This window comes from Bacillus sp. YC2, assembly GCF_019891195.1.
Lineage (GTDB): Bacteria > Bacillota > Bacilli > Bacillales > Bacillaceae > Bacillus.
This window is the reverse complement of sequence record NZ_JAHXDO010000007.1, coordinates 58,963-82,402: the sequence shown is the minus strand read 5'-3', so window position 1 is coordinate 82,402 and position 23,440 is coordinate 58,963. Positions and strand designations below refer to the sequence as shown.

The 23,440-nt window shown below is 46.3% G+C and carries 30 protein-coding genes; 3 read left to right on the top strand and 27 right to left on the bottom strand.

The window, feature by feature from the left end; all coding sequences use genetic code 11:
• Positions 1–107 precede the first annotated feature (107 nt).
• The 23 genes from KY305_RS12810 to KY305_RS12705 all read right to left on the bottom strand — a co-directional run bounded on the left by KY305_RS12810 (position 108) and on the right by KY305_RS12705 (position 18,861).
• Positions 108–1,592, bottom strand: coding sequence for a spore germination protein (locus KY305_RS12810; protein WP_223062863.1), 1,485 nt, complete (start codon positions 1,590–1,592; stop codon positions 108–110).
• Positions 1,543–2,154: a stage V sporulation protein SpoVABEA gene (gene spoVAEA, locus KY305_RS12805; RefSeq protein WP_223062862.1), complete on the bottom strand. Its 612-nt coding sequence runs from the start codon at positions 2,152–2,154 to the stop codon at positions 1,543–1,545. Before spoVAEA ends, KY305_RS12810 begins: the two co-directional genes overlap by 50 nt.
• Before the next feature lie 6 nt (positions 2,155–2,160).
• On the bottom strand, positions 2,161–2,511 hold the full coding sequence (gene spoVAE / locus KY305_RS12800) for a stage V sporulation protein AE (protein ID WP_223062861.1): 351 nt from the start codon (positions 2,509–2,511) through the stop codon (positions 2,161–2,163).
• Positions 2,512–3,528 (bottom strand): stage V sporulation protein AD, encoded by a 1,017-nt coding sequence (gene spoVAD, locus KY305_RS12795; RefSeq protein ID WP_223062860.1) that lies wholly within the window; start codon positions 3,526–3,528, stop codon positions 2,512–2,514. It abuts the gene before it with no gap.
• Positions 3,529–3,543: 15 nt separating this feature from the next.
• Complete coding sequence (spoVAC, locus tag KY305_RS12790; RefSeq protein WP_214798846.1) at positions 3,544–3,996, bottom strand: stage V sporulation protein AC; 453 nt, start codon at positions 3,994–3,996, stop codon at positions 3,544–3,546.
• Between the two features lie 12 nt (positions 3,997–4,008).
• Entirely contained in the window at positions 4,009–4,434 is a 426-nt protein-coding gene (locus KY305_RS12785) for a stage V sporulation protein AB (protein ID WP_223062859.1), read from the bottom strand.
• Complete coding sequence (locus KY305_RS12780) at positions 4,424–5,044, bottom strand: stage V sporulation protein AA (protein WP_223062858.1); 621 nt, start codon at positions 5,042–5,044, stop codon at positions 4,424–4,426. The genes KY305_RS12785 and KY305_RS12780 overlap by 11 nt, the downstream gene beginning before the upstream one ends.
• A gap of 127 nt (positions 5,045–5,171) precedes the next feature.
• Complete coding sequence (gene sigF, locus KY305_RS12775) at positions 5,172–5,939, bottom strand: RNA polymerase sporulation sigma factor SigF (RefSeq protein WP_214798837.1); 768 nt, start codon at positions 5,937–5,939, stop codon at positions 5,172–5,174.
• An 11-nt stretch (positions 5,940–5,950) separates the two neighbouring features.
• Positions 5,951–6,391, bottom strand: coding sequence for an anti-sigma F factor (spoIIAB, locus tag KY305_RS12770; protein WP_061520885.1), 441 nt, complete (start codon positions 6,389–6,391; stop codon positions 5,951–5,953).
• A complete protein-coding gene (gene spoIIAA / locus KY305_RS12765) occupies positions 6,388–6,741 on the bottom strand; it encodes an anti-sigma F factor antagonist (RefSeq protein WP_223062857.1) in 354 nt (117 codons plus the stop codon). Before spoIIAA ends, spoIIAB begins: the two co-directional genes overlap by 4 nt.
• 95 nt (positions 6,742–6,836) lie before the next feature.
• A complete protein-coding gene (locus KY305_RS12760) occupies positions 6,837–8,006 on the bottom strand; it encodes a D-alanyl-D-alanine carboxypeptidase family protein (protein WP_223062856.1) in 1,170 nt (389 codons plus the stop codon).
• 138 nt (positions 8,007–8,144) lie between these two features.
• Positions 8,145–8,963 carry a purine-nucleoside phosphorylase gene (locus KY305_RS12755; protein WP_223062855.1) on the bottom strand — a complete coding sequence of 273 codons (819 nt, stop codon included), beginning with the start codon at positions 8,961–8,963 and terminating at the stop codon, positions 8,145–8,147.
• Positions 8,964–8,974: 11 nt separating this feature from the next.
• Complete coding sequence (gene deoB / locus KY305_RS12750; protein WP_214798828.1) at positions 8,975–10,159, bottom strand: phosphopentomutase; 1,185 nt, start codon at positions 10,157–10,159, stop codon at positions 8,975–8,977.
• 164 nt (positions 10,160–10,323) lie between these two features.
• Positions 10,324–11,214 carry a site-specific tyrosine recombinase XerD gene (gene xerD / locus KY305_RS12745; RefSeq protein WP_223062854.1) on the bottom strand — a complete coding sequence of 297 codons (891 nt, stop codon included), beginning with the start codon at positions 11,212–11,214 and terminating at the stop codon, positions 10,324–10,326.
• Between the two features lie 7 nt (positions 11,215–11,221).
• Positions 11,222–11,449 (bottom strand): YqzK family protein, encoded by a 228-nt coding sequence (locus KY305_RS12740; protein WP_223062853.1) that lies wholly within the window; start codon positions 11,447–11,449, stop codon positions 11,222–11,224.
• A gap of 113 nt (positions 11,450–11,562) precedes the next feature.
• Positions 11,563–12,012, bottom strand: coding sequence for a ferric iron uptake transcriptional regulator (fur, locus tag KY305_RS12735; RefSeq protein ID WP_223062852.1), 450 nt, complete (start codon positions 12,010–12,012; stop codon positions 11,563–11,565).
• Between the two features lie 112 nt (positions 12,013–12,124).
• Positions 12,125–12,769 (bottom strand): stage II sporulation protein M, encoded by a 645-nt coding sequence (spoIIM, locus tag KY305_RS12730; RefSeq protein ID WP_223062851.1) that lies wholly within the window; start codon positions 12,767–12,769, stop codon positions 12,125–12,127.
• Between the two features lie 76 nt (positions 12,770–12,845).
• Positions 12,846–13,073 carry a hypothetical protein gene (locus tag KY305_RS20060; RefSeq protein WP_262417740.1) on the bottom strand — a complete coding sequence of 76 codons (228 nt, stop codon included), beginning with the start codon at positions 13,071–13,073 and terminating at the stop codon, positions 12,846–12,848.
• Between the two features lie 57 nt (positions 13,074–13,130).
• On the bottom strand, positions 13,131–13,421 hold the full coding sequence (locus KY305_RS12725) for a hypothetical protein (RefSeq protein ID WP_223062850.1): 291 nt from the start codon (positions 13,419–13,421) through the stop codon (positions 13,131–13,133).
• Between the two features lie 112 nt (positions 13,422–13,533).
• Positions 13,534–14,847, bottom strand: coding sequence for an NAD-dependent malic enzyme (locus KY305_RS12720; RefSeq protein WP_214798811.1), 1,314 nt, complete (start codon positions 14,845–14,847; stop codon positions 13,534–13,536).
• 12 nt (positions 14,848–14,859) lie between these two features.
• Complete coding sequence (nhaC, locus tag KY305_RS12715) at positions 14,860–16,266, bottom strand: Na+/H+ antiporter NhaC (RefSeq protein WP_223062849.1); 1,407 nt, start codon at positions 16,264–16,266, stop codon at positions 14,860–14,862.
• 139 nt (positions 16,267–16,405) lie between these two features.
• Complete coding sequence (gene aspA, locus KY305_RS12710; RefSeq protein WP_223062848.1) at positions 16,406–17,833, bottom strand: aspartate ammonia-lyase; 1,428 nt, start codon at positions 17,831–17,833, stop codon at positions 16,406–16,408.
• A 38-nt stretch (positions 17,834–17,871) separates the two neighbouring features.
• The gene (locus KY305_RS12705) at positions 17,872–18,861 is read right to left on the bottom strand and encodes a type I asparaginase (RefSeq protein WP_223062847.1); all 990 of its coding nucleotides are present in this window, start codon (positions 18,859–18,861) and stop codon (positions 17,872–17,874) included.
• A gap of 175 nt (positions 18,862–19,036) precedes the next feature.
• On the opposite strand from KY305_RS12705, the gene KY305_RS12700 reads away from it, so the two are divergent.
• Positions 19,037–19,390, top strand: coding sequence for a helix-turn-helix domain-containing protein (locus KY305_RS12700; protein WP_214798803.1), 354 nt, complete (start codon positions 19,037–19,039; stop codon positions 19,388–19,390).
• Between the two features lie 9 nt (positions 19,391–19,399).
• Here KY305_RS12700 and KY305_RS12695 read toward each other — a convergent pair whose 3' ends face one another.
• Both KY305_RS12695 and KY305_RS12690 read right to left on the bottom strand, forming a co-directional pair.
• The gene (locus tag KY305_RS12695; RefSeq protein WP_223062963.1) at positions 19,400–20,563 is read right to left on the bottom strand and encodes a TIGR00375 family protein; all 1,164 of its coding nucleotides are present in this window, start codon (positions 20,561–20,563) and stop codon (positions 19,400–19,402) included.
• Positions 20,563–21,117 carry an NUDIX hydrolase gene (locus KY305_RS12690; protein ID WP_223062962.1) on the bottom strand — a complete coding sequence of 185 codons (555 nt, stop codon included), beginning with the start codon at positions 21,115–21,117 and terminating at the stop codon, positions 20,563–20,565. The genes KY305_RS12695 and KY305_RS12690 overlap by 1 nt, the downstream gene beginning before the upstream one ends.
• Before the next feature lie 78 nt (positions 21,118–21,195).
• On the opposite strand from KY305_RS12690, the gene mciZ reads away from it, so the two are divergent.
• Both mciZ and KY305_RS12680 read left to right on the top strand, forming a co-directional pair.
• Positions 21,196–21,318: a Z-ring formation inhibitor MciZ gene (mciZ, locus tag KY305_RS12685; protein ID WP_061520869.1), complete on the top strand. Its 123-nt coding sequence runs from the start codon at positions 21,196–21,198 to the stop codon at positions 21,316–21,318.
• Positions 21,319–21,380: 62 nt separating this feature from the next.
• On the top strand, positions 21,381–22,301 hold the full coding sequence (locus KY305_RS12680) for an aldo/keto reductase (protein WP_223062846.1): 921 nt from the start codon (positions 21,381–21,383) through the stop codon (positions 22,299–22,301).
• 33 nt (positions 22,302–22,334) lie between these two features.
• Here the strand turns inward: KY305_RS12680 and KY305_RS12675 are convergent, their stop codons facing one another.
• Complete coding sequence (locus KY305_RS12675) at positions 22,335–22,562, bottom strand: YqkE family protein (protein ID WP_223062961.1); 228 nt, start codon at positions 22,560–22,562, stop codon at positions 22,335–22,337.
• Between the two features lie 63 nt (positions 22,563–22,625).
• Positions 22,626–23,372, bottom strand: coding sequence for a MerR family transcriptional regulator (locus KY305_RS12670; RefSeq protein WP_223062845.1), 747 nt, complete (start codon positions 23,370–23,372; stop codon positions 22,626–22,628).
• Positions 23,373–23,440: the final 68 nt, after the last annotated feature.

Genomic DNA, 23,440 nt, shown 5'->3' with positions numbered 1-23,440 from the left:
TGATCCGCATATGGATGAAAAGGACAGCTTCAGATGAGCTGTCCTTATACATTTTCCGTATAAGTTAAGACATACAATATCATAATCTTCTGTCGGTTTCAATGCGATTATGAATTACTCGGCTGTCTTTGGCGGTCTTTAGGATGAACGATGCTCGGCCTGACTTTCGCTCCGGGAACAGTCGTGCGGACAAGCACCTGCCATAGCGCCTTTCCGTTAAACGGCAAAAACGGCCATAAATACGGAGTGTGGAATGAGCGGATACTTGCCATCACTATTAACAGCAATGTAAATCCGATAACAAAACCTTTTACATGGAAGATGGCGACGAGAATCATCAGAATGAGCCGAAGCATTTTATTGGCGAGGCTGAGCTCATAGCTCGGTGTCGTAAATGAACCGATGGCGGCGATTGAAACGTAAAGAATCACTTCGGATGAAAACAGCCCGACCGCTATGGCGATTTGTCCGATTAATACCGCCGCAATCAACCCCATGGCGGTGGATAAAGCTGTCGGTGTATGGATCGCAGCCATCCTGAGAAACTCAATTCCCAAGTCAGCCAAAAAGATTTGCAGGATAATCGGAATATGCGTATTTTTATTTAAGCCGATAAAATCCAGCCTCTCAGGGAGAAGGGACGGCTCCAGCACAAAGAGAAACCATATCGGAAGCAGAACAGTTGAGGCGATGATGCCGAAAAATCTGACCCATCTTAAAAATGTGCCGACAGAAGGCGCCTGCCTGTATTCTTCCGCATGCTGAATATGGTGAAAAATAGTGGTCGGCGCTATAATAACGCTCGGTGATGTATCGACAACGATAAGGACATGCCCTTCCAAAATATGATTGGCGGCCACATCGGGACGTTCCGTGTACCTGACCATCGGGAATGGATTGTAACCTTGCTTGACGATAAATTCTTCAACCGTTTTATCAGCCATCGTCAGGCCGTCAATGTCAATGGCGTTCACTTCATTCTCGACGATGCTGACCAGATCGGGGTCTGCAATATCCTGAACATAAACGATGGCGATATCCGTTTTTGAGCGCTCCCCGACTTTCGTCATTTTGATGCGCAGCCGCTCGTCTCGGATTCTTCTTCTGATTAACGCCGTATTAATGACGATGTTTTCGATAAAACCGTCTCTTGCCCCCCGGACGACTTTCTCAGTATCAGGTTCTTCAGGCGTGCGTCCGGGGTAACTTCTGACATCGACAACAAATGCGAAGCCGGCGCCTTCCACGATAACGGCAATAAGCCCTGACAGCACTTGGTCCGTTGCTTCATCCAACGTTTTAACCTTTTGGACCTGCTGGTTGACAAGACGATTTTCCACAACGTCAACCGCTTCATCTGAGTTTTCATCATAGTTATTCACATCCACGAGCTGTTCTAATAAATGGATGATAAATAACGTATCGCTCAGACCGTTGACGAAGTATATTTGGACTTCACGGTCTAATAAATAAACTTTTCGGACGCCGACGTCATAGCTCGTCCCCATACCGACACGGTTTTTAAAATATTCTTCATTTTTTCTAGGATCCCGGTATACTTTGATCATGTCTTTTTCCGGTTTTTTCGCCATGAAAATCGCTCCTTTCTAAAATGAATTCAACAGCTTTCATCGTGACGGGTGAGCCTTTTGTAATATCATCTTTTCGACCCATTTTCCCTATATCTCCGATGCCAACGATGAGGGGAACGTCAAGCTTATCCAGACAATATACCGTGTCGCCGCTCATTCTGTGCTCGTCCATTTCTCTCATTCCGATTTTATCGACGCCAAACTCCGTCACTTCTCCTTCACGGTCAATAGAGACATCGACTTTTGTCCATTCAGCCTGATGGGTTTTAGACGCAACAGCAATGACCCCCAGCACTTCAATGTCATGATGGGTGGCGACATATTTAAGCGCCGTTTCCCCCGGTCCCTCTCCTTGAAGGCCGGAATCGTCAAACATCACAAACACCGGGTCGTGCGGCGCAGCTTTAATGAGCTTCACTAGTTCCGGTCCGCTTCTTGTTGACGGGTTGCCCTTTGATTGGGAAATACAGCGTCCGCCGACTTTCATCGCGGCAAATTCAATGGTTTTAGCGGCGTATACGTCACCATCCGTCACAAGGATGACCTTACGTTTCGTCGTCATCAGGCATTATCCTTTCGGTTTAAAAATAACGGCTACAAGAAATGCGAATAAAATAGCTGAAGATATCCCGGCGGATGTAAGTTCAAAAATTCCCATGCCGATGCCGATAAATCCGTGTTCATGAGCCTGATTCATGGCGCCGTGCAATAAGCTGTGCCCGAAGCTGACGATGGGAACAGTGGCGCCCGCTCCCGCGAATTCAATAAATTTGTCATAGATGCCGAAACCGTCTAACAAGGCGCCGATGACCACAAAGGAAGTCATGACGTGAGCGGGTGTCAGTTTAAAAATATCTAAAAGGAGCTGGCCGATAATACATATGATTCCGCCGCATACGAAAGCCAAAAGATATTCCATTTACGATGCACCTCCCGCACGCTCAAATACAACCCCGTGGGCAATGGTCGGAATCGTTTCCTTTTGCTGAATCATTGTCGGGCTTAAAAGCGCACCGGTTGCCACGACGAGAACCCTTTTCAGCAGCCCTGCTTTTAATTGGTTAAAAATGTGTGTATAAGTGACAAGCGCGGAGCAGGCACAGCCGCTCCCCCCCGCAAACACCTGCTGATCAGGTGTATAGATGAGAAGTCCGCAGTCATCATGTTTCGTTCCGACCGGATACCCTTCTTCTTTGAGCAAATCTTTCACGATTGGTGAGCCGACTCCTGAGAGATCTCCCGTTAAAATCAAATCATAATCATCAGCCGTGCGGTTTAAATCCTGCAAATGCTGTTTGATTGTATCAGCAGCGGCCGGCGCCATCGCAGAGCCCATATCAAACGGATCGGTAATGCCGAGATCACTTACTTTTCCTACAGTCGCGCTTGTGATTTGAATATCGGAAGGGGTTTGACTGATGATGACAGCTCCGCCCCCAGTAACTGTCGAAGTGGCGGTATCCGGTTTTTGCCCGCCATACTCCGTCGGGTTGCGGAATTGGCGCTCCGCCGTCGCATTATGGCTGCTTGTCGCCGCAATAGCCCGATTGGCAAAGCCGCCGTCAATAAGCGCAGAGGCTACGGCAACCGTTTCCATTGACGTCGAACAGGCGCCAAACATACAGAGGAACGGTATTTTTAAATGCCTTGCGACATAATTGGCTGTCACGTTCTGATTCAAAAGATCTCCGGCCAATAACAAATCGATGTCACTCTTTTTCAAACTTTCTTTTTGCAAAGCAGAGTTGATGGCATCCTCCATTAATTGGCGTTCTGCCATTTCCCAATTTTTCTGATTGCAATGCATTTCATCGTACGTCTTATCAAACAGCGAGCCGAGCGGTCCGTCTTTTTCTTTCGGTCCGGCAGACGTTCCCGCCGCATTTATAAATACAGGGTTTTGAAACACCCAGGTTTGCTTTCCGGTCAATTTCATCCTTCTTTTCTCCTCCTATGAAAACAGTTTTTCGCAAGCAAACCGTATCAAGCCTACAATGTAAGCCGCCACAACGCCGAACACAATAACGTTTCCCGCTAATTTAAACATGTTCGTCGCTACTCCGAGAACGAGTCCTTCACTTCTGTGTTCCAGAGCGGCGCTTGTCATACTGTTCGCAAAGCCCGTAACCGGCACGGCTGAACCTGCCCCCGCGAATTGTCCGAGCCTGTCATAAATGCCAAATCCGGTTAGCAGGGCTGAAAGTAAAATAAGGGTTGCTGAAGTCGGGTTTCCGGCTGTTTTCTCAGTAAAATTAAAAAAATGAATGTAAAAATCTTGCAGAAATTGTCCGATAAGACAGATAAAACCGCCGATCAGAAAGGCTTTGACACAATTCCAGACGTATGGCGGTTTGGGCTGATAGTCTTTCACTTTTGTTTTGTAATTTTCTTTTAAGTTTGTCACCGTGGTTCCTCCTTATGAATGATGGATAAAATACAGCCAATGAAATAAAGAGCCGGCTATTTTGCCGAACACAATGGCCATCAAGAGAATGATGATTTTACTGCCGAGGCCGATCCGCTTAGCAAGAATAGGAAGCACATTCAGCACTTCTGTAAGCGCAGCGGCCAGCATGCCGATAAATACGCCGGCCAAAAGCCCGATCGGAACGGCAAGCCATTCAGATAAAAAAAAATGATTCATATTTAATGTTTCCCAGCCGCCGAACACCGCCCCTGCGATAACGGCCGCTTCATAAGCCTGTACAAACCGCATTGTTTTTGTCAGCTGCATCAGACGGGGCATGATTCCCATAACGGTCAGAAAAGCCACAAAGCCCGCTCCTACGGTTAATCCCCCGCCGAGCCCGACAAACATAACGAAAAGAATGCTAACGATCATGCAGATCTTTCGTTGTTTCTTGATTCTCGTGCATCGCGACATAATGATCGAGATCGAGCTGATAGTTAAACATCTCAACTTCGAGCGGGCTTGGTTCTTCATTCAGGCGCTTTTTGAAGATGTGGTTAAAAAAGACGATCATCCCAAGGCCGAGACCGATGCTGTACGGAATTTGAAGCAGATAAGGATAGTCATTCCGTTCCCCTGTTATGATTTCATATAAGGCGATATGAACCTCCCTCATGCTGACATCTTCGTGAAAATTCATAATGGCGAGGCATGATCCGACAAAAAGCAGCAGCCAGACGGCGACAAACAGAACGGCTGACAGGTGTTTCTTTTGATAATGAATTTCCACTATCGTTTCAGCGCCGCCGACCGTCTGTATATCGAGGGATGGGAAAGCCGCATGAATGGCCTTCAGCACTTTTATGATATCCAAAACGACGATATTTTTATCTTTTTTTGTCACCTGATACAGCGGCAGGGCTGATAGCTTTTTCTTCAGCTTGTGCTGTCCGGCAATTTGCGCTGCATCGCCGACTGTTATGATGTCTCCGAGGTGTGCCTTCACACGGTGGCGAAGCCTGATAAATATTCGTCTTTCCATCTTGCATCACCATCTTTCGGGTGGTTATATATGTAGTATGTGGTTCACTTTTGTTCTCATTCATCAGCGGCAAAAGACCATAAATTACCATCACGTATACAAATAAAAAAAGCCGGCCCCTAAAAGGCTAGCTTTCCGTATGATCCATTTGCACTTTTATCTGCTTCAGTATTTTTTTCTCAAGCCTTGATACCTGCACTTGGGAAATACCAAGACGCTCGGCCACTTCCGATTGTGTCTGGTCTTTGTAGTATCTGAGGTAGACAATGAGTTTTTCCCGTTCTTCTAAATCGGCGATGGCTTCTTTTAATGCGATTTTGTCAAACCACTTCTCTTCCGAATGGTCTGCGATTTGATCAAGCAGGGTAATCGGGTCGCCGTCGTTTTCATATACCGTCTCATGAATGGATGAAGGCGCCCGCACCGCTTCCTGCGCGAGCACGACATCCTCTGCTTCAATTTCTAAATGCTCCGCAATTTCCTGGACGGTCGGCACTCTTCCGTATATTTTAGACAGTTCATCTTTGGCCCGGCGGATTTTATTGCCAAGCTCTTTCAACGACCTTGATACTTTGACGGTTCCGTCATCACGGATAAACCGCTGGATTTCTCCGATAATCATCGGCACGGCATAAGTTGAAAAACGGACATCGTAGGACAAATCGAATTTATCAACGGATTTCAACAATCCGATACAGCCGATCTGAAACAGATCGTCCGGCTCATAGCCCCTGTTTAAGAACCTTTGCACGACAGACCAAACAAGACGCATGTTTTTTTCTATGAGGAGGTCTCTTGCCTGCTGGTCGCCCTCTTGGCTCTTTTTGATTAATTCTTTGACTTCATGGTCCTTCAGCTGCGCGTTTTTACTGTTTTTCTTAACCTCCACATCCATAACAAATCTCCTTAATTACAAAGCGCTTTGCTTTTTGATAGGTGCTTTGTTAAGCGTATCGTCGTCCCCATCTCCGGCGAGGAATCAATCGTGACATCATCCATGAAATTCTCCATAATGGTAAAGCCCATTCCGGAGCGTTCCAGCTCGGGTTTTGTCGTAAACAAAGGCTGGCGTGCTTCCTCAAGGTCTGCGATGCCAAGCCCTTCGTCACGAATGGTCAGATACACGACATGATCCTCAAGCGTGACAGAAATGTACACCTTACCGTCGCAGTTTTCTTCATATCCGTGGATGATCGCATTGGTTACTGCTTCTGATACGACCGTTTTGATTTCCGTCAGCTCGTCCATCGTCGGGTCAAGCTGCGCGATAAAGGAAGCCACCGTTACGCGCGCGAACGATTCGTTTTGGCTGAGGGCGGAAAATTCAAGGTGCATCTCGTTTTTCATGATGCCACCCCCAAAGTTAAAAGTGCTTTTTGTTCAGATTGTTCGAACCTGATAATTTTAAACAGGCCCGACATGTCAAACAGTCGTCTCACCGCAGGCGAAATCGCGCACACAACCATCTCTCCGCCGAGCTGCTTAATTTGTTTATACCGTCCTAAAATAACACCGAGGCCGGAACTGTCCATAAAGGAAAGATCCTCAAGGTTCAGCACAATGTGACAGATGCCGTCTCTCTCCAGCGATTCAGCAACCTTTTGTTTTAGGGACTCCGCCGTATGGTGGTCAAGTTCACCTGATAATCGAATACAAAGCACGGTTTCTTTGACATGAAAGTCAATTCCAAGGCTCATGCTCATTCCTCCTTGATATGATCGGATAATGAGTGTTTCGATTTTACGGGGAGCAATTCCTTCACTATGACAAAACTAGTGTCCGTTCGGCACGATTATTTAAATTTTGTCCAATCTCCCATTGTCCGCTTAAGGAAAGTGAGATAGCCCGCTTTCTCCATGTCGTCTTTCGCAGTTACAGGACTTTCAACGAGCACCTCACCGTCCTTTTTCAGAACGAGGCTGCCCAGCACGTCTCCTTTTTTAATCGGAGCCGTAATGCTGCCGTTAATCTTTACTTCTTTTTTTATCTTGTCCATGTTCTCGCCCTTTTTGGCAAGCAGGGAGATCGGCTCTGAAGTGGTCATCTTAATCAGCTTCCGCTTCCCTTTTTTCACTTTAACTGCCCCGACGGTTTGATTTCGTTTATACAGAGGATGTGTTTTGAACTGGCTGAAGGCATAATCAAGCATTTTGGTAACTTGAGCGTTTCTCTCCTTCGGTGTGCTCGCCCCAAAAACAACCGCAATGACACGCATATTGCCTTTTTTGGCGGTAGCGGTTAAACAATATTTCGCTTCACCTGTATAACCTGTTTTTACACCGTCTACTCCAGGATAAAATTTGATCAGCCGGTTTGTATTGACAAGCCAAAACTTTTTATCTGTATCTTCTCTCAAATAATCTTCATACGTTCCCGTAAATTGAGTGATTTTATCATACTTTAATAATTCCTTCGCCATTTTGGCCATATCATAGGCAGAGCTGTAATGGCCTTCTTCCGGCAATCCGGTCGGGTTTTTGAAGGATGTATTTTTCAATCCCAGTTCTTTTGCTTTTTTGTTCATCTGACTGACAAAATCCTCTTCGGAACCTGCGATGAACTCAGCCATAGCAACAGATGCATCATTCCCTGAAGCAATCGCAATACCCTTCAGCATTTCTTTGACGGTCATTTCTTCGCCCGGCTCCAGAAATATCTGCGATCCGCCCATCGATGCGGCGTGTTCACTCGTTCTGACTTTATCGCTCATTTTGATTTTCCCTTTGTCCAGCGCTTCCATGATTAAAAGCATGGTCATGATTTTTGTCATGCTGGCGGGCGCCAGCCGCTCTCGGCTGTTCTTATTGTAAAGAATTTTTCCCGTATCACGCTCAATCAGCACGGCGCTCTTGGCTTCGTGAGCAAGCTCCGATGTATGTTTTCCGTCCTGCTTTGCAAATGCGGACGGTGCTGATGCAGTTATTAGGATACCAATCAACATAGTGGATATAAGACGTTTCATCTCCAAAGCCCTCCATTTCATAATCCTTTTTATTTTTTCCAAGCCGGGTGGTTTTATACGCCTCATATGGAAAATATTTCGTTTAGAAGGTTCAAAAAAACAGCTGCTTCATAAGAAACAGCTGTCTTGGTTAATTCATTATGATTGAGAACGGGCGACAACAGCTTTTACTAACTTCAAAAAGCCGCCTTTCACTTTTTCTGTCATTTCCATTACCTCATCATGAGATAACGGCTGGTCAAGGATACCGGCAGCCGCATTAGAAATGCAGGAAATACCGAGAACGCGCATACCGGCATGGTTTGCGACGATGACTTCCGGAACAGTCGACATTCCGACAGCGTCAGACCCCATCGTTCTTAAAAAGCGCACCTCGGCGGGCGTTTCGTAGGAAGGCCCCGTAACCGCCGTATACACGCCTTTTTGAACAGGGATGTTTAGCTCATTTGCTGTTGTTTCAGCTAAGCTTGACAGCTGTTTGTCATAGGCTTCTGACATATCAGGGAATCTTGCTCCGAAATCGGCTTCGTTCGGTCCGATTAACGGATTCGTGCCCATAAAGTTGATATGATCCGTGATAATCATCAGATCGCCGGCGCGAAACTCAGTGTTAATGCCGCCGGCTGCGTTCGTCACGATGAGAGATTCGACGCCAAGCGCCTTCATGACACGGACGGGAAACGTCACCTGGTCCATTGAATAGCCTTCATAGTAATGAAAGCGGCCCTGCATCGCGATGACTTGCACACCCTCAAGCGTTCCCAGTACAAGCTGGCCAGCGTGGCCTTCTACAGTTGAGACCGGAAAATCAGGGATATTTTCATATGTAAGCTTGACAGCTCCCTCAATTTCGTCGGCTAACACTCCAAGCCCTGAGCCTAAAATCAAACCGACTTTAGGCGTTTCTTTCAAGTTTTCTTTAATAAATGCAGCAGCCCGTTCAATTTTTTGTTTCAAAAAAAGTCCCCCTACTGTAATCGTGATAAAAAGCTTTTTCCGTATTTCGGTTTTTCTGTTTTGAAATTATCGGCTATGGTCGCTCCGATATCGGCAAATGTATCCGCAAGCGGCAAGCGTTCAGCCTGTTTATGCTTTTTGCTGTATACAAGAAGCGGCACAAATTCTCTCGTGTGATCCGTACCGTGATGGATCGGATCATTGCCGTGGTCAGCTGTAATAATGAGACAATCGTCTTCCTTCATTTTTTCAAATACTTCCGGAAGCCTTGCATCAAATTCTTCAAGCGCTTTACCGTAGCCGAGAGGATCGCGGCGGTGTCCGTACAGCGCATCAAAATCGACGAGATTGGCAAAGCTGATGCCCGTAAAATCTTCATCGAGCGTTTCAATCACTTTGTCCATTCCGTCCATATTAGAAACCGTTCTGCGTGAAGACGTTATGCCTTCCCCATCGTAAATATCAGAAATTTTCCCGATAGAAATCACGTCCAGGCCGCTGTCCTTCAGCTCATTCATCACCGTGCGGCCAAATGGCTTAAGCGCATAGTCATGGCGGTTCGGCGTCCGCTTAAAGCTGCCGGGTTCACCGACGAACGGGCGCGCGATGATCCGGCCGACCATGTACTTCGGATCTAGCGTCAGCTCTCTCGCCGTCTCACAGATCTCGTACAGCTCTTTAAGCGGAACGATATCCTCGTGGGCGGCAATCTGCAAAACGGAATCTGCCGATGTATATACAATCAGTGCTCCCGTTTCCATATGTTCTTTGCCGAGCTCGTCCAAGATCGCCGTACCTGAAGCCGGTTTATTTCCGATGATTTTCCGCCCTGAACGTTTTTCAAGCTCTTGCAGAAGTTCATCAGGAAATCCTTCCGGAAACACTTTGAACGGTTTTTCGATATAGAGACCCATAATTTCCCAATGCCCCGTCATCGTATCCTTCCCGTTAGACGCCTCCTGCATTTTTCCGTAATAAGCAAGAGGATGTTCGGTTTTTTCCACACCGCGGATGTCTCCGATCAGGCCGAGACCGAGCTGTGCCATATGCGGCATATGTAAGCCGTTCATCTGCTCCGCAATATGCCCGAGCGTATTTGCGCCTATATCATTAAAGTCGGCGGCATCCGGCGCTTCACCGATTCCGACAGAATCCATTACGATTAAAAATACACGCTTATATTTGTATTCAGACATCATAAAAGCCTCCTTTTCTTCCATCTGTTCATTGTAGCTTACAGAGGTCAGACAACTCAAGTATAAACCGTTTACATTCCCGTTGACAATGCAAATTCAAATAATAAGAACCTTCGCTGCATTCCGGACACAGAAAAAAACCGCCGCATCTGCGGCAGAGGCCGCTAGGCGCGCGGATGATATTGCTTATACACGTCCTTCAGCCTTGTTTTTGTCACATGTGTATAAATTTGTGTCGTGGAAATATCGGCATGTCCCAGCATCTCCTGCACCGCCCGCAAATCAGCTCCGTTTTCAAGGAGATGCGTGGCAAAAGAGTGCCGGAGCGTGTGCGGGGTCAGCTCTTTTTTGATTCCCGCTTCAAGCGCTATTTTTTTTAAGTTTTTCCAAAACCCCTGGCGGCTGATCTGCCTGCCGTGGTGGTTTAAAAAAAGCGCTTCGGTCACGTTTTTCTTTAATAGTTTCCCTCTGGCTTTCCCGACGTATTCCTCTATCGCATGGGCTGCCGCTTCACCGATCGGCACGATCCGCTCCTTCCGGCCTTTCCCGAAGCAGCGGACAAACCCCATCGATAAATGGACATCGGACAATTTCAGCTCAATCATTTCACTGACCCTGATGCCTGTGGCATACAGCAGTTCAAGCATCGCTTTGTCCCTGAGGCCGAACGGGCTGTCAAGCTTAGGCGTGTCCAACAGCAGTTCTACCTCATTCAGCGCCAGCACTTTCGGGAGCGTACGCTCTGTTTTTTGTGTTTCAATATGTACGGAAGGGTCTTTATCAGTGACTTTTTCCCTCAGCATAAATTGATGAAACGAACGGATCGACGCCAAATGCCTGGCGGACGTCTTCCCTGATTTCCCGGAGTCTTTTATATGCTTTAAATATTGAATAATATGAAGTCGGGTCACATCATTCCATGATGCGATCTGAAGGGTTTCTGTTAAAAAGAGAGAATAACTTTTCAGATCACGCTCATAGGACATCATCGTATTTTGGGACAGCCCTCTTTCAACCCTCACATAATGGATGAAATCCTTAATTTGATCCTTCACTCTCGATCTACTCCCCGTTTTGGTAAAAAAAGATCAACCGGCCGAACCAGCCTTCCTTCTCCTCATTTTCCATTCCGGCTACTTTGACGGCGGAGCCTTCCGGCTTATCGTACCGATGATAATTTTCATACTCTGAATTCACCCATATCATAGCATAATAGAACAGCGCGGTAAAACCTGTGAACAGAATAAACACTTTGATGGTATCCACGGCTGTTTTCATGAATCTGCCCATGTCACGATCGACCCTTTCTTTGGCAACTGTTAGTACACCTTATGCCAATTTCATAGGCTTTTATACATAAAAACAGCAAAAAACCCTTTCCGATAGAAAAGGTTCAAAGGCTTTTATTCTGTTTCTTTTCCGCGGCAGCGGTGACAGATGCCGTGAAAAGTCAATCTATGATCTTTAATTTTAAATTTCCAATCACGTTCCACGACTTCTTCAACGTCTTCAAGCAGATCTTCTTCAATTTCATCGACGGCACCGCACTCCATACACACCAAATGATGATGAAAGTGGGCCGCTCCTTCTTTGCGAAGGTCGTAGCGGGATACGCCGTCCCCGAAGTTAATTTTATCAACGACTTTTAATTCTGTTAATAATTCTAATGTACGGTATACTGTAGCGAGACCAATTTCAGGAGATTTCTCTTTTACGAGGAGGTATACATCTTCTGCGCTTAAATGGTCTTCTTCGTTTTCAAGCAGCACCCTTACTGTCGCTTCACGCTGTGGCGTAAGCTTGTAGCTAGATGAGTGCAGCTGCTTTTTAATTCGATCAATACGGTTTTCCATGTCTTTCCCTCCTACGCCGCATTCCATGACCCATTATAACAAAATACGCGCAGAGTTCCAACTATAATTATTATAAACTGATAAATAAAAATGTTATTTTTTAATAATGATTCTAAAAAATTCGTGATGACAGCTTTTCCATGAAGAGCGGAGACACGTAGGCTTCTAAAAGTGAGGAGAGGAGTGACAAAAGCAAAATGAGAACAAGCACAAGGGCGTAGCGTCCAAACCACTGTATCGGAGCGTCATGAAGGCTCCGCTTCACAAACAGCTGCCTGATCAGCTTCAGCGAAAAAGCGATTGAGCAAGTCCCCATAATCAGATACGCGGGAATCAGCACGATATTTTGCGGAAGCACTGAAATGAATGACAGAAAAAATCCGTTCATCCCCATTTGATTCACTAAAAAACCGACCGTAAATCCGACGACAATTCCCTTTAGAAAGACCATGATGAAAATAACCGGCAATCCGATGACGGATATGCCCAAAATCCACATCAGCCCCAAGTATTTTACATCATGAAAGACAGCCTGCCAAAACATCTCTGAAGCGCCGGCATGCTTCCCATCTGACAGCTGCCCGAAAAACTTGCTTAAATAGTAATACAAATCTTCTTTTTGCGTAATCGTCATGCTGTTGACAATGATAGCGCCGAAGATGACTCCCATTAAAAACAAGACAAACACAAATATATAAAGAGACAGATGATCCTTGACATGGCGAAAAAACATTTCTTTATACGATTGTTTTCGCATACCGTTTCCTCCCGCATACTCTATTGACTTGATTTAGTAGATTATATGAAAGAAAAGAGAAAACATGACACAGAATTCATAGAAAGCTGCGAGATTGCGGCAAAAAAAAAGAATCCCTGCCATCACTATAGTGATCATAAGGATTCCTCTTTTTGTGTTTGAAGTTTTGAAGCCGGTCCTTTTTGCTTTTGGTCATCCGTTCATGCGTGCTGAAGGACGGATGCACTCCCCGTGATAATGACGCGTCCCGTATTCCGTTTCTTGCGAGATGCGCACGTTTTTTTCTTGCTTTGCTTTTCGCCATCTGCCAATCACTCCTTTTTACCTTTGCCTTTATGATAGCAGATTTCAGCCGGGATGTTTACGAATACGGTTCATGTTTTGTCCTGAAGGCGCGAAGAGAGGTTTTCGTTGAGGCATAGCTTCCCATCGCGGCATATCCGTAAAAAAACCCCATAAAAATCCCCGCATACACGTGCTCATGATGGCCGAAAACGATAGAAACAATGTTGCCGATCACAAGAGCGAAGACGGGAACGTATAAGCCCGGAACCCGGCAGAACACCTTAATCAGCTGCGTCACGCATAAAACGACCGGAACACCGATTACCGCGTCCCAAATATTTGTATGGATCAGCGGAAAATAATCCATATTGACACCTCTTTATTCCGTCTTTTGCTTCCTGTTAGGTTGCCAAAGAATTCCGCTTCTTATTCACCATAAAAAAACAGCACCGGAAGAGAATCCGGTACTGTAAACATGTTTACTTGCCTCTTGCTATACGTTCAACGGCGGCTGCAACGGCTTGATGCACTTTCGGATCAAGCGGCTGCGGCACGAGATCCCCGTGCTTCGTACAAGAAGCAATGGCTTCTGCCGCAGCAACGAGCATCTCATGGTCAATCACCTTGCTTTTGGCGTTCAGCGCGCCTCGGAAAATGCCGGGAAAACCGAGGACATTATTGACTGAACGGCCGTCTGCCGCATAACCAGCACCCGCTTCTAACGCCTCTTCCGGTTCAATTTCCGGTTTCGGATTAGACAATGCCAAAATGACCTGGCCCTGTCTGACATACTCTTTTTTAATCAGACCGGGGACTCCGGTCGTGCTGATGACAATGTCGCATGTATCCATTAAATCCTTGATGCTTTCAAGCGGCTGGCCTCCGTATTGAGCGAGGCGGTTCATTGCTTCTTCTGACTTGTCCGTTCCGCAAACGGCTTTGACTCCGTATGCCATAAACATACGGCAGATGGCTACTCCTGCCGCGCCAAGCCCGATTTGTCCGACCTTTGCTTCTTTTAAATCAAGTCCGGCGCTTTTACATGCCGAAATCGCAGCAGCAAGAGTGACAACCGCCGTTCCGTGCTGATCATCGTGCATGACAGGTATATTTAAGTCTTCTTTCAGGCGGTCCTCGATGTCAAAGCAATGCGGCGAGCCGATATCTTCAAGCAAAATTCCGCTGAAGCCAGGTGAAATATGTTTTACTGTGCGAATGATTTCTTCCGGGTCAGAGGTATCCAGCAGAATCGGAATTCCGCTGATGCCGGCAAGCTGATCAAAAAGCGCAGCTTTCCCTTCCATGACGGGCATTCCCGCGACAGAACCGATATTGCCGAGGCCGAGAATCGCCGTTCCGTCGGTCACAATAGCGACTGAATTGCTGATTGTCGTATAAATGGACGCTTTTTCAGGTTCGTTTTCAATCAGCCTGCACACGTCGGCGACACCCGGCGTATACACACGGCCCAGCTCCGCTAACGTGCGGATCGGCATTTTGCTTTTCATCTGAATTTTGCCGCCTTCATGGGCTGAGAGCACTTCATCTGACACCGTATGAAGCCGAATGCCTTCTCCGAGGGCTTCAATGGCCTGAATGACCTCCCGAAGCTGCTCTTCATTTTCGACTTGAACCGTAATGTTCCGCATCGTGTAGTTCGGCCCGACCTTAACGGTTTCAACTTCCCCGATGTCTCCTCCCATTATGCCGATGGCTGTAGCCACTTTTCCCAGATTTCCGGGGACAGTCGGCGTTTCAATCATTAATGTCCGAATCATATGCTTTGTGATCATAAAATGAACCTCCTAACCCAGTTTTTGAGATTGCAAGGATTTCTCTTTCGTGTACCAAATGAACTTCCCTGTATAGCCGTACAATAAAGCAAGTCCTATAGAAACAAAACTGAGCCACATGAACGGCAGGTAAGAAAACGTGGACACTCCGAGAATGCCGGCCATATAGATGCCGTTATCAGACCAAGGCACCATCCCTGAGGTCAGCGTGCCGCCCACCTCTGCGTTGCGGGATAAAATCCTTCTGTCAAGATTCAGTTTATCATAACTGTTTTCCATAATTTTCGGCGTTAAAATCAATGAAACATACATTGCACAGCCGAAAATGTTGGCTAAAAAGGCTACAATCAGCGTTGAGAGCGTGATTTTCCCTGGAGTTGTGAGCTTTTTCTCAAACTTCGAAACGATCACTTGCAGCACGCCCATTTTCTCCAGCAAACCGCCAAAGCCGAGGCCGAATATGATAACGACGAGAGAGCCGAGCATACCTGTAATGCCTCCGCGGTTCAAGAGGCCGTTGAGAAACTCGACGTCTGTCTTAATAGAGAATCCGTTATAAGCGGTTCCGATCGCATCAGGTATGTTCATCCCCTGGAATACAACAGCCCATACCGCTCCAAGCAAAGCCCCGATGACAATGACTGGCATGGACGGTTTTTTTAATGCCAAAAGCACGATGACCACAACAGCAGGGATGAGCATCCAAATATGAATATCAAAGGTCTGCTGTAAAGAAGACTTTAAGAAATCTACTTTCTCAAGATCAATATGTTTTCCGCCATATACAAAACCTGTCACTGTAAAAAGGATGGCTGTAATGATATACGCAGGTATAGACAAAAACAGCATCCCCCGCACGTGATCAAGTACATCAACCTTTGAAAGAGATGATGCAAGCACCGTGCTGTCGGACAGAGGAGACAGCTTGTCCCCGAAGTAAGCGCCTGACAAAACGGCACCGGCTACAATAGGAAGCGGTATTCCCAGCCCTTCGCCAATGGCAATCATCGCAATACCCGCTGTTCCTACGGTACCCCAAGATGTCCCTGTCGCTACTGACATAATAGAACAAATGATTAAAGTCGCAAGAAGAAAGATATTAGGATGAATAAATTCGAGTCCGTAATAAATTAAAGTCGGCACAACCCCGCCGGCTATCCATGTTCCGATAAGGGCGCCGACCGAAACGAGGATTAACACAGCTTCCAACCCGTTCGATATCCCGTTTATAATCGCGGTTTGCAAGTCTTTATACGAATGTCCGAGCCTGACTCCGAGAATCATAGCAATAAACCAAGAAATAAAAAGAGCAAGCTGAATCGGCAAGTCCAGAAAAACCGTAAATGACATGACAAGCGCCAAAAAACTTCCCAAAACAATAATAATTTCCAATAAATTTGGCAACCTAACCTCTTTCAAAAGAAATCCCCCTAGAAGAAAAAAGCTAAAACGCTTTCATCAAATAATATAACAAATAATACTATACTTCCTCATCCCTTTGTATGGCAACCGCCTATTCACCAAAAACAGTGAATAAGCGGCTATATTACTTAAAAATTTATTTTTCCAATAGTTCTTTTCCTGCAATTCCCGGTTTTGTCATTTCAAACGGATTTAATATAATATCCAATTCTTCTTCTGTCAGCACATCATTTTGAAGGCAGAGATCCCGTACAGATTGCCCAGTCATGATGGCTTCGCGGGCAATTCTCGCAGCCGCCTCATAGCCGAGATGCGGATTGACCGCCGTAATGACGCCGACGCTTTTTTCTACATATTGCTGAAGACGTTTTTCGTTTGCTTCTATGCCCGCTAAACAATGATCCGTAAACGAACGGAAGCCGTTATTCATAATGCTGATCGATTGAAGCAGATTAAACACAAGCACAGGCTCCATTACGTTCAATTCAAGCTGGCCCGCTTCTGAAGCGAGGCAGATCGTGTTGTCATTCCCGATGACTTGGAAGGCGATTTGGTTAATCAGCTCTGCCATAACCGGGTTGACTTTCCCCGGCATAATGGATGAACCCGGCTGGCGCGCCGGCAGTGAAATTTCCGCAAGTCCCGCGCGAGGGCCTGATGCCATTAAGCGCAGATCATTGGCGATTTTAGACATGTTCATCATACATACCTTCAATGCCGCTGATACTTCTGTATACGCATCGGTGTTTTGCGTGGCATCCACTAAATGGTCGGCGCCGACGAGCGGGAGTCCGCTGATTTCAGCCAGATGCTTAACGACTTGTTCTATGTAGCGCGGATCAGCGTTAAGCCCTGTCCCCACTGCCGTCGCTCCCATATTTACTTCATAGAGATGCTGGTGGGACTGTTTAATCCGTTTGATATCTCGTTCGAGCACCCGGCTGTATGCTTCAAATTCCTGTCCGAGACGAATCGGCACAGCATCCTGAAGATGAGTGCGCCCCATTTTAATGACGGAATCAAATTGTTTCGCTTTTTCTCTGAATACGCTCAGCATGTGCTCCATCGTGTCAAGCAGCTTATCAAGAAGTTTTAAAGTAGAAATATGAATCGCTGTCGGGAACACATCATTTGTCGATTGAGACATGTTGACGTGAGTATTCGGGCTGAGGTGAATGTATTCGCCTTTTTGATGCCCCATGATCTCAAGCGCCCTGTTGCCGATGACTTCATTGGCATTCATGTTCATGGACGTTCCGGCTCCGCCTTGGATCGGATCGACGATGAATTGGTCATGCCATTTGCCTTCCAATATTTCATCAGCTGCCTGAACGATCGCGTTTCCGATTCCTTCATACAGCCGTTTGACGTCCATATTGGCAAGCGCTGCCGCTTTTTTTACGATAGCGAGCGCATTGATCATTTCCTCATGGATGCGATACCCGGTAATCGGAAAGTTTTCTTTCGCCCGCAGCGTTTGAATTCCGTAATACACTTCAGCTTCGATTTGTTTTTCTCCAAGAAAATCTTTTTCCTGACGATATTCTTTTTGCCCGTTTGACATGCTAAAACCCTACTTTCTCTTTGTTGATGGTCATTGTTTTACAGTACAACGTCGTCTGCGATCGGTGTTTCCATAATTTTTTTGACTTCAGCCAAACTGTGTGACTGGCCGAGCGCCCACATTAATTTCGGCACGATGGCTTCTGTGTTCATGTTTCTGGAACGGATAATGAGGTCTTGATTGACTCTGCGGCCGACTTCATACACGCTCATGTCCTCTCCCTCTTCCAAGCATTGTGTCGTAATCACGACGACAATGCCGCTTTCGATCATTTCATTGACCTTGGCGAGGATGTCCCTTCCTTCGAACGGCACGCCGCCGCTTCCGTAGCTTTCAATGACGATTCCTTTGTACATGCCCTTTAACGCATCAAGCATTTCCGGTTTGAGTCCCGGATGAAGCTTAAGGAGGCACACGTCTGTGCATAGTGATGTATTCACAGTAAATGAATCGTTTTCGGGTACATGCACATGTTTATTGTATTCAATTCCGTCCTCTGTGATAAACGCGATATACGGATAGTTAATGCTCTCGAATGCATCATAGCTTTTTGTTCTCAGTTTAATGGCGCGGGTGCCTTGAATGACTCTGCCGTCGAATACGACGTATACGCCGCCCACTCCTTCACATGCGAAGCGGATCGCATCCGTGATATTTTTTTTGGCATCGGTTTTTTGAAATGTAATCGGAATTTGCGAACCTGTAATGACAATCGGCTTATCAGCATGCTGGAGCATATAAGACAATGCGGCTGATGTGTAAGCCATCGTGTCCGTGCCGTGAGTAATGACAAACCCGTCATAAGCATCATATTTCTCTTTTACGGCTTCAGCTATATCGGTCCAATACTCAGGCTGCATATTTGTGCTGTCGATGTTCATTAACGAATGGGTTTCCATCGTGTAATCGTTATCAAGTTTTGATACGTAAGTTAACAATTCATCTGCTTTTACCCCGGGTGCAAGCCCGTTTTCTCCTTCGACTGAGGCGATTGTTCCTCCGGTTGTTAACAGCAATAATTTTTTCATACCCTGCACCTCTTCATCATTTCTCAAGATGTATTAAGCATTCGCTTTTCGCATACTTTTAATCAAATTATAGACAGACAAATGAAATTAATCAAGCTATTATTATTCAATTCGCGTACACTTTTACATATCGATATGATATAATTTGCTCAAGTGAAAAGGAGCGGTTTTGAATATGAATTTAGATCGTTTAACTGAACTGAGAAAAAAGAAAAATTGGTCGCTGCAGTATACAGCTGACCGGCTTGGCATCGCCAAAAGCACGTACGCCGGATATGAGTCAGGCTACCGGCGTCCGTCCTTTGAGGCGCTGGGTACGCTCGCTGATCTGTTTGATACGACATGCGACGATTTACTCGGCCGCGCTGAAAAAAAAGCAAAACCCTTCGCCCATGCCGTTGAATTAACGGAAGCAGCCGAAGGATCAGGCACGCTGACTGTTGACGGACAGCCGCTGACTCAGGATGAGATCATCCAATTGATCGCATTTATCCGAACGAAAAAGAAGATTCAAGAGGAGCTCGGATAAACACCGCCTTTAAGGTTTGAGCCGCCCATACGTTCCTCCGCCTCCGGCCTCAAGCCCTATTTGTCCTGTGCGCGCTTTGTGGATGACGGCCGCTATTTTACGCGGCACCACGCGCGCTAAGTCCTCTTCTTCCGCCTGATGCAGGATCGCCATCTCGGTCCCGAAGGCCAGCTTCAGCTTTTCCAACGTTTTCGGCCCGACGCCGGGAACGAATTGCAGCGGGATTTGATGGATATACGGAGGCCGCACAGCGCGGCTTTTTTTTTGATCGCTGAGTTCTTCCAGCCGCTCACTGACACCCTTTGTAAATGTTTTGCCGCCGCACTCCGCACAGACTCTATCCCCTTTTTCGAGCGGACTTCCGCATGTATCGCAAGCCGTCCGGTAATACTTCCCAAGCTTCGGGTTCAGCCCATAATTAGCGGCGATCTTTCTGCCATCTTTCCCTTTTAACGCCAGTGAAAATTCCGTAAAATTCGCTTCTTGAAGAAGCAATTGATTATATTCTCTGCTGATTTTCCCTAAGGAATGCGCATCAGAATTTGTTAAAAATGTATATCGGTCAAGCTCTGATAACCGGGAGGCCATTTCCGTGTCACAGCTTAAGCCGAGCTCAACCGCATCAATGAGCGAAGGCTCGAATACTTCAGCCAAGGAAGCGGTGACGCCTTTTCCGTAGAGGCTTTTGTGCGGAGTGAATATATGGGCGGGGATAAACAGCCCGCCCAACTTCTTCGTTTTCGTTTGAAGATTCAAACCGGTTTCGTAAATGCGCTGTGAGCTGAGATGAATATTTTTGAGCCGCTCAGCCAGCCACGCGGAAAATTGCTTCATCTCCGCAAGAGCCGGCATAAAGACCAGAACGTGAATCGGCCCGCGGCAGGATTGATCATATATCTCCAGTTCACTTCCTAACAGAAGCGTTGTATTCCGGTAACGGATACCGCCCTCTTTCAGCTCATGGTATTTCCCTGAGTCAATTCCTTGTTCAATTTCTTGAATGACTTCCGGAGAATGGCAGTCAATAATGCCTAACAGCTCAATTCCTTTCCCCTCGCTTGCTTCAGCTAATATCCGGTCCAAGGTCAGCGTTTTGGCTCCGGTGATCTTGACCGGTCTCCCCGTATAGGTACGCCCGATATGAATATGCAGATCCGCATAAACGGTTTTCATCATTTTCTCTTCAGTGCTTCCTTCAGCTGAAGATACTGAATTGCATACGCCGTTTTTGCATCGTACACTTGGCGGGATTCCACCAGCTCCAGCGCTTCTTCAAGCGTGACCAGCATCACTTCGACAAATTCGTCCTCATCAAGCTCCCGTTTTTCTTCAAGCGGGGAAAGCCCTTCGGCAAGGAAAAGATGCACGATCTCGTCCGCAAACCCGGGCGATGTATAAAAAGCGGTGATTTTCGTCAAAGTTTCCGCCGTATACCCCGTCTCTTCTTCAAGCTCTCTTAATGCCGTATGCTCCGGCTCTTCACCTTTTTCAAGCTTACCGGCCGGAATCTCAACGATTGTCCGCTCCAGCGGCTTCCTAAACTGGCTGACCAAAATCATTTTTCCTTCTTCCGTCAACGCGAGCACTGCAACCGCCCCCGGATGCTTGACGATTTCCCGTTTGCTTGTTTTTCCGTTCGGAAGTTCTACATCCTCCAAGTAAAGGTCGATTACTTTCCCATTATAAAGCTGCTTTTTAGAAAGTGTTTTTTCTTCTAAATGTTTCATCATTTCATCTCCCGTTCTGTCTCTCTATTATGCCTCATACATTTTATCATACATGCATAATAGGGAGGTGCTTTTCGCTTGAAGGTGTACCGGATGGAAAAGAGCATCGTTTTGGTCGGAAAGGCTTGGGAAGTGCGGGCTAAGCTGAAAGAGTACGGGCGCACATTCCGTTATGTCGGAGATTGGATCGCCAGGCCTTAACAGTTGAAAACTTCGCGCCTTTATATTACGGTCAATGAAAGACCAGAAAAAGGAGCGAAACCATGAGAAAACGCACGTTAGGCCGTTCTGATTTAGAAATAAGCGAAATCGGGCTCGGCTGCATGTCACTCGGTACAGACAAAAACAAAGCGCTGTCCATTTTGGATGAAGCGATTGAACTCGGCATCAATTATTTAGACACCGCCGACCTTTATGATTTCGGCCGGAATGAGGAAATTGTCGGGGAAGCCATTCAAAACCGGCGGCACGATATCATTTTAGCCACTAAAGCCGGGAACCGCTGGAGTGATGAAAAAGACGGCTGGTATTGGGACGCTTCAAAAGCATACATAAAAGAAGCGGTCAAAAACAGCCTTGCCCGGCTGAAAACGGATTATATCGACCTTTATCAGCTGCACGGCGGCACAATGGAAGACAACATTGAGGAAACGATCGAAGCGTTTGAGGACTTAAAACAAGAAGGAGTGATCCGTTACTACGGCATCTCCTCCATCCGTCCGAACGTCATCAAAGAATATGTAAAAAAATCTAATATCACAAGTGTTATGATGCAATTCAGTCTTCTCGACCGACGCCCTGAGGAATGGCTGCCTCTTTTGGAGGAGCACGGAATCAGCATAGTCGCAAGGGGCCCGGTCGCAAAAGGGCTGCTGACGGAAAAGCCGCTGGATCAGGCAGGCGGCCGCGTGAAACAGCACGGTTATTTAACGTATTCTTTTGAAGAATTGGCCGACACCAAAAGAGCCATTTCCGGTGTCGCCCCGGATCTCAGCATGACGGAATTGTCTCTTCAATACCTGCTTTCACAGCCGGCTGTCGCCTCTGTCATTACGGGAGCGAGCTCACCGGAGCAGCTCAAAGAGAACTGCTTGGCGGCAGAGGCCCGTCGTTTAAGCGGACAAGAAATAAAAGCACTGCAATTTTATACAAAACGAAGCGTATACGAAGCTCATCGCTCTTAAACAAATAAACCAGCACCTTTTTCAGATGCTGGTTTATTTATATTTGTGCCAATCAAGATTGCTTTCATTCAGCAATTCTTCAAAGCTTTTATTCTTTTCGATTTCTTTGCGTTTTCTGATCTGTTCCGCCTTTTTTTGCGCTTGTTTTTTCTCGTCCTCTTCCTTCAGCTCACTTTTCATTTGCAAAAGCTTGGCCTTCAGGTCAGCTTGCAGGTCGTCTTTCAAGCTGTGTTTTTCCTTAGATGGCTGCTTCTTCTTCATCATTATGCCCCCGTATTCGGATGATTGTGAAGCAAGTGTATCACGGACGCGGAAGGCGGACAACTATCTTTCCTCTTGTTCGGCAAGATGTGCTGCTGCCTCAACCAAAAACTCTTCAAATCCTTCCGGAAACCCTCCTGAAAAGAATGACGGTTTTTCCAATGAAGCATATTTCTCCAAATCAGCAGCTTCCGGCGACAAAGTAATGACAAGCTTCACAAATTCTGCTGCGATACGCTGCACTTCAGGATCATCTGCAGTTTTGTTTTGTTTATACAGACGGCTCATGTCGATAAGCAATGTACTGATTTGATACTCTGCTTCTCTCTGCTCTTTTTTAGAATGCTGCCTCATCAGCATCTTATCAAGGGATTCATTTGAAAAATGTTCGGTCAACCATTGCACCCCTTCTTCCTCATGCTGATAGTGCCATAAAAGTGACAGTACATGATCGCTGTCAGCCCGGCTTTTATTCTTGATCATTGCTTCCGCTCGGCTGATGGTATCAATTGCTTTGTCTATATGTCGTCTTTTGTTCATAAGCTGTTGTTTATGCTTGATTAATGTGTCTATTACTTGTTGTGCAGGTGAATGTATGCATTTCTTTATTTCTGCCAGAGAACAGCCGATAAACTTTAATGCTAATATCTTATTCAATTCAAACAATGATCCATGTGAATAAACGCGGCGGCCGTTTGCTTCGTAGTCCTCGGGTTTTAACACGCCTTCTTGGTCGTAATATCTTAAAGTGCGTTCTGTCACTCCTGTCAGTCTTGCAAATTCCCCTACTGTATATGTTTTTTGCTCCATGTTTTTTCCCCTCCATGTTCGTTATATGTTAATGATACGGCATGACGCTGCGTAAAGAGCAACGTTCA

What these genes read in the sequence shown, in the direction of transcription:
- KY305_RS12810 (WP_223062863.1), bottom strand. Translation starts at nt 1,592, where the DNA reads ATGGCGAAAAAACCGGAAAAAGACATGATCAAAGTATACCGGGATCCT.
- spoVAEA (WP_223062862.1), bottom strand. Translation starts at nt 2,154, where the DNA reads ATGACGACGAAACGTAAGGTCATCCTTGTGACGGATGGTGACGTATAC.
- spoVAE (WP_223062861.1), bottom strand. Translation starts at nt 2,511, where the DNA reads ATGGAATATCTTTTGGCTTTCGTATGCGGCGGAATCATATGTATTATC.
- spoVAD (WP_223062860.1), bottom strand. Translation starts at nt 3,528, where the DNA reads ATGAAATTGACCGGAAAGCAAACCTGGGTGTTTCAAAACCCTGTATTT.
- KY305_RS12785 (WP_223062859.1), bottom strand. Translation starts at nt 4,434, where the DNA reads ATGATCGTTAGCATTCTTTTCGTTATGTTTGTCGGGCTCGGCGGGGGA.
- KY305_RS12780 (WP_223062858.1), bottom strand. Translation starts at nt 5,044, where the DNA reads ATGGAAAGACGAATATTTATCAGGCTTCGCCACCGTGTGAAGGCACAC.
- sigF (WP_214798837.1), bottom strand. Translation starts at nt 5,939, where the DNA reads ATGGATGTGGAGGTTAAGAAAAACAGTAAAAACGCGCAGCTGAAGGAC.
- spoIIAB (WP_061520885.1), bottom strand. Translation starts at nt 6,391, where the DNA reads ATGAAAAACGAGATGCACCTTGAATTTTCCGCCCTCAGCCAAAACGAA.
- spoIIAA (WP_223062857.1), bottom strand. Translation starts at nt 6,741, where the DNA reads ATGAGCCTTGGAATTGACTTTCATGTCAAAGAAACCGTGCTTTGTATT.
- KY305_RS12760 (WP_223062856.1), bottom strand. Translation starts at nt 8,006, where the DNA reads ATGAAACGTCTTATATCCACTATGTTGATTGGTATCCTAATAACTGCA.
- deoB (WP_214798828.1), bottom strand. Translation starts at nt 10,159, where the DNA reads ATGTCTGAATACAAATATAAGCGTGTATTTTTAATCGTAATGGATTCT.
- KY305_RS12740 (WP_223062853.1), bottom strand. Translation starts at nt 11,449, where the DNA reads ATGGGCAGATTCATGAAAACAGCCGTGGATACCATCAAAGTGTTTATT.
- fur (WP_223062852.1), bottom strand. Translation starts at nt 12,012, where the DNA reads ATGGAAAACCGTATTGATCGAATTAAAAAGCAGCTGCACTCATCTAGC.
- spoIIM (WP_223062851.1), bottom strand. Translation starts at nt 12,769, where the DNA reads ATGCGAAAACAATCGTATAAAGAAATGTTTTTTCGCCATGTCAAGGAT.
- KY305_RS20060 (WP_262417740.1), bottom strand. Translation starts at nt 13,073, where the DNA reads ATGGCGAAAAGCAAAGCAAGAAAAAAACGTGCGCATCTCGCAAGAAAC.
- KY305_RS12725 (WP_223062850.1), bottom strand. Translation starts at nt 13,421, where the DNA reads ATGGATTATTTTCCGCTGATCCATACAAATATTTGGGACGCGGTAATC.
- KY305_RS12720 (WP_214798811.1), bottom strand. Translation starts at nt 14,847, where the DNA reads ATGATCACAAAGCATATGATTCGGACATTAATGATTGAAACGCCGACT.
- aspA (WP_223062848.1), bottom strand. Translation starts at nt 17,833, where the DNA reads ATGTCAAACGGGCAAAAAGAATATCGTCAGGAAAAAGATTTTCTTGGA.
- KY305_RS12705 (WP_223062847.1), bottom strand. Translation starts at nt 18,861, where the DNA reads ATGAAAAAATTATTGCTGTTAACAACCGGAGGAACAATCGCCTCAGTC.
- KY305_RS12700 (WP_214798803.1), top strand. Translation starts at nt 19,037, where the DNA reads ATGAATTTAGATCGTTTAACTGAACTGAGAAAAAAGAAAAATTGGTCG.
- KY305_RS12695 (WP_223062963.1), bottom strand. Translation starts at nt 20,563, where the DNA reads ATGAAAACCGTTTATGCGGATCTGCATATTCATATCGGGCGTACCTAT.
- KY305_RS12690 (WP_223062962.1), bottom strand. Translation starts at nt 21,117, where the DNA reads ATGAAACATTTAGAAGAAAAAACACTTTCTAAAAAGCAGCTTTATAAT.
- KY305_RS12680 (WP_223062846.1), top strand. Translation starts at nt 21,381, where the DNA reads ATGAGAAAACGCACGTTAGGCCGTTCTGATTTAGAAATAAGCGAAATC.
- KY305_RS12675 (WP_223062961.1), bottom strand. Translation starts at nt 22,562, where the DNA reads ATGAAGAAGAAGCAGCCATCTAAGGAAAAACACAGCTTGAAAGACGAC.
- KY305_RS12670 (WP_223062845.1), bottom strand. Translation starts at nt 23,372, where the DNA reads ATGGAGCAAAAAACATATACAGTAGGGGAATTTGCAAGACTGACAGGA.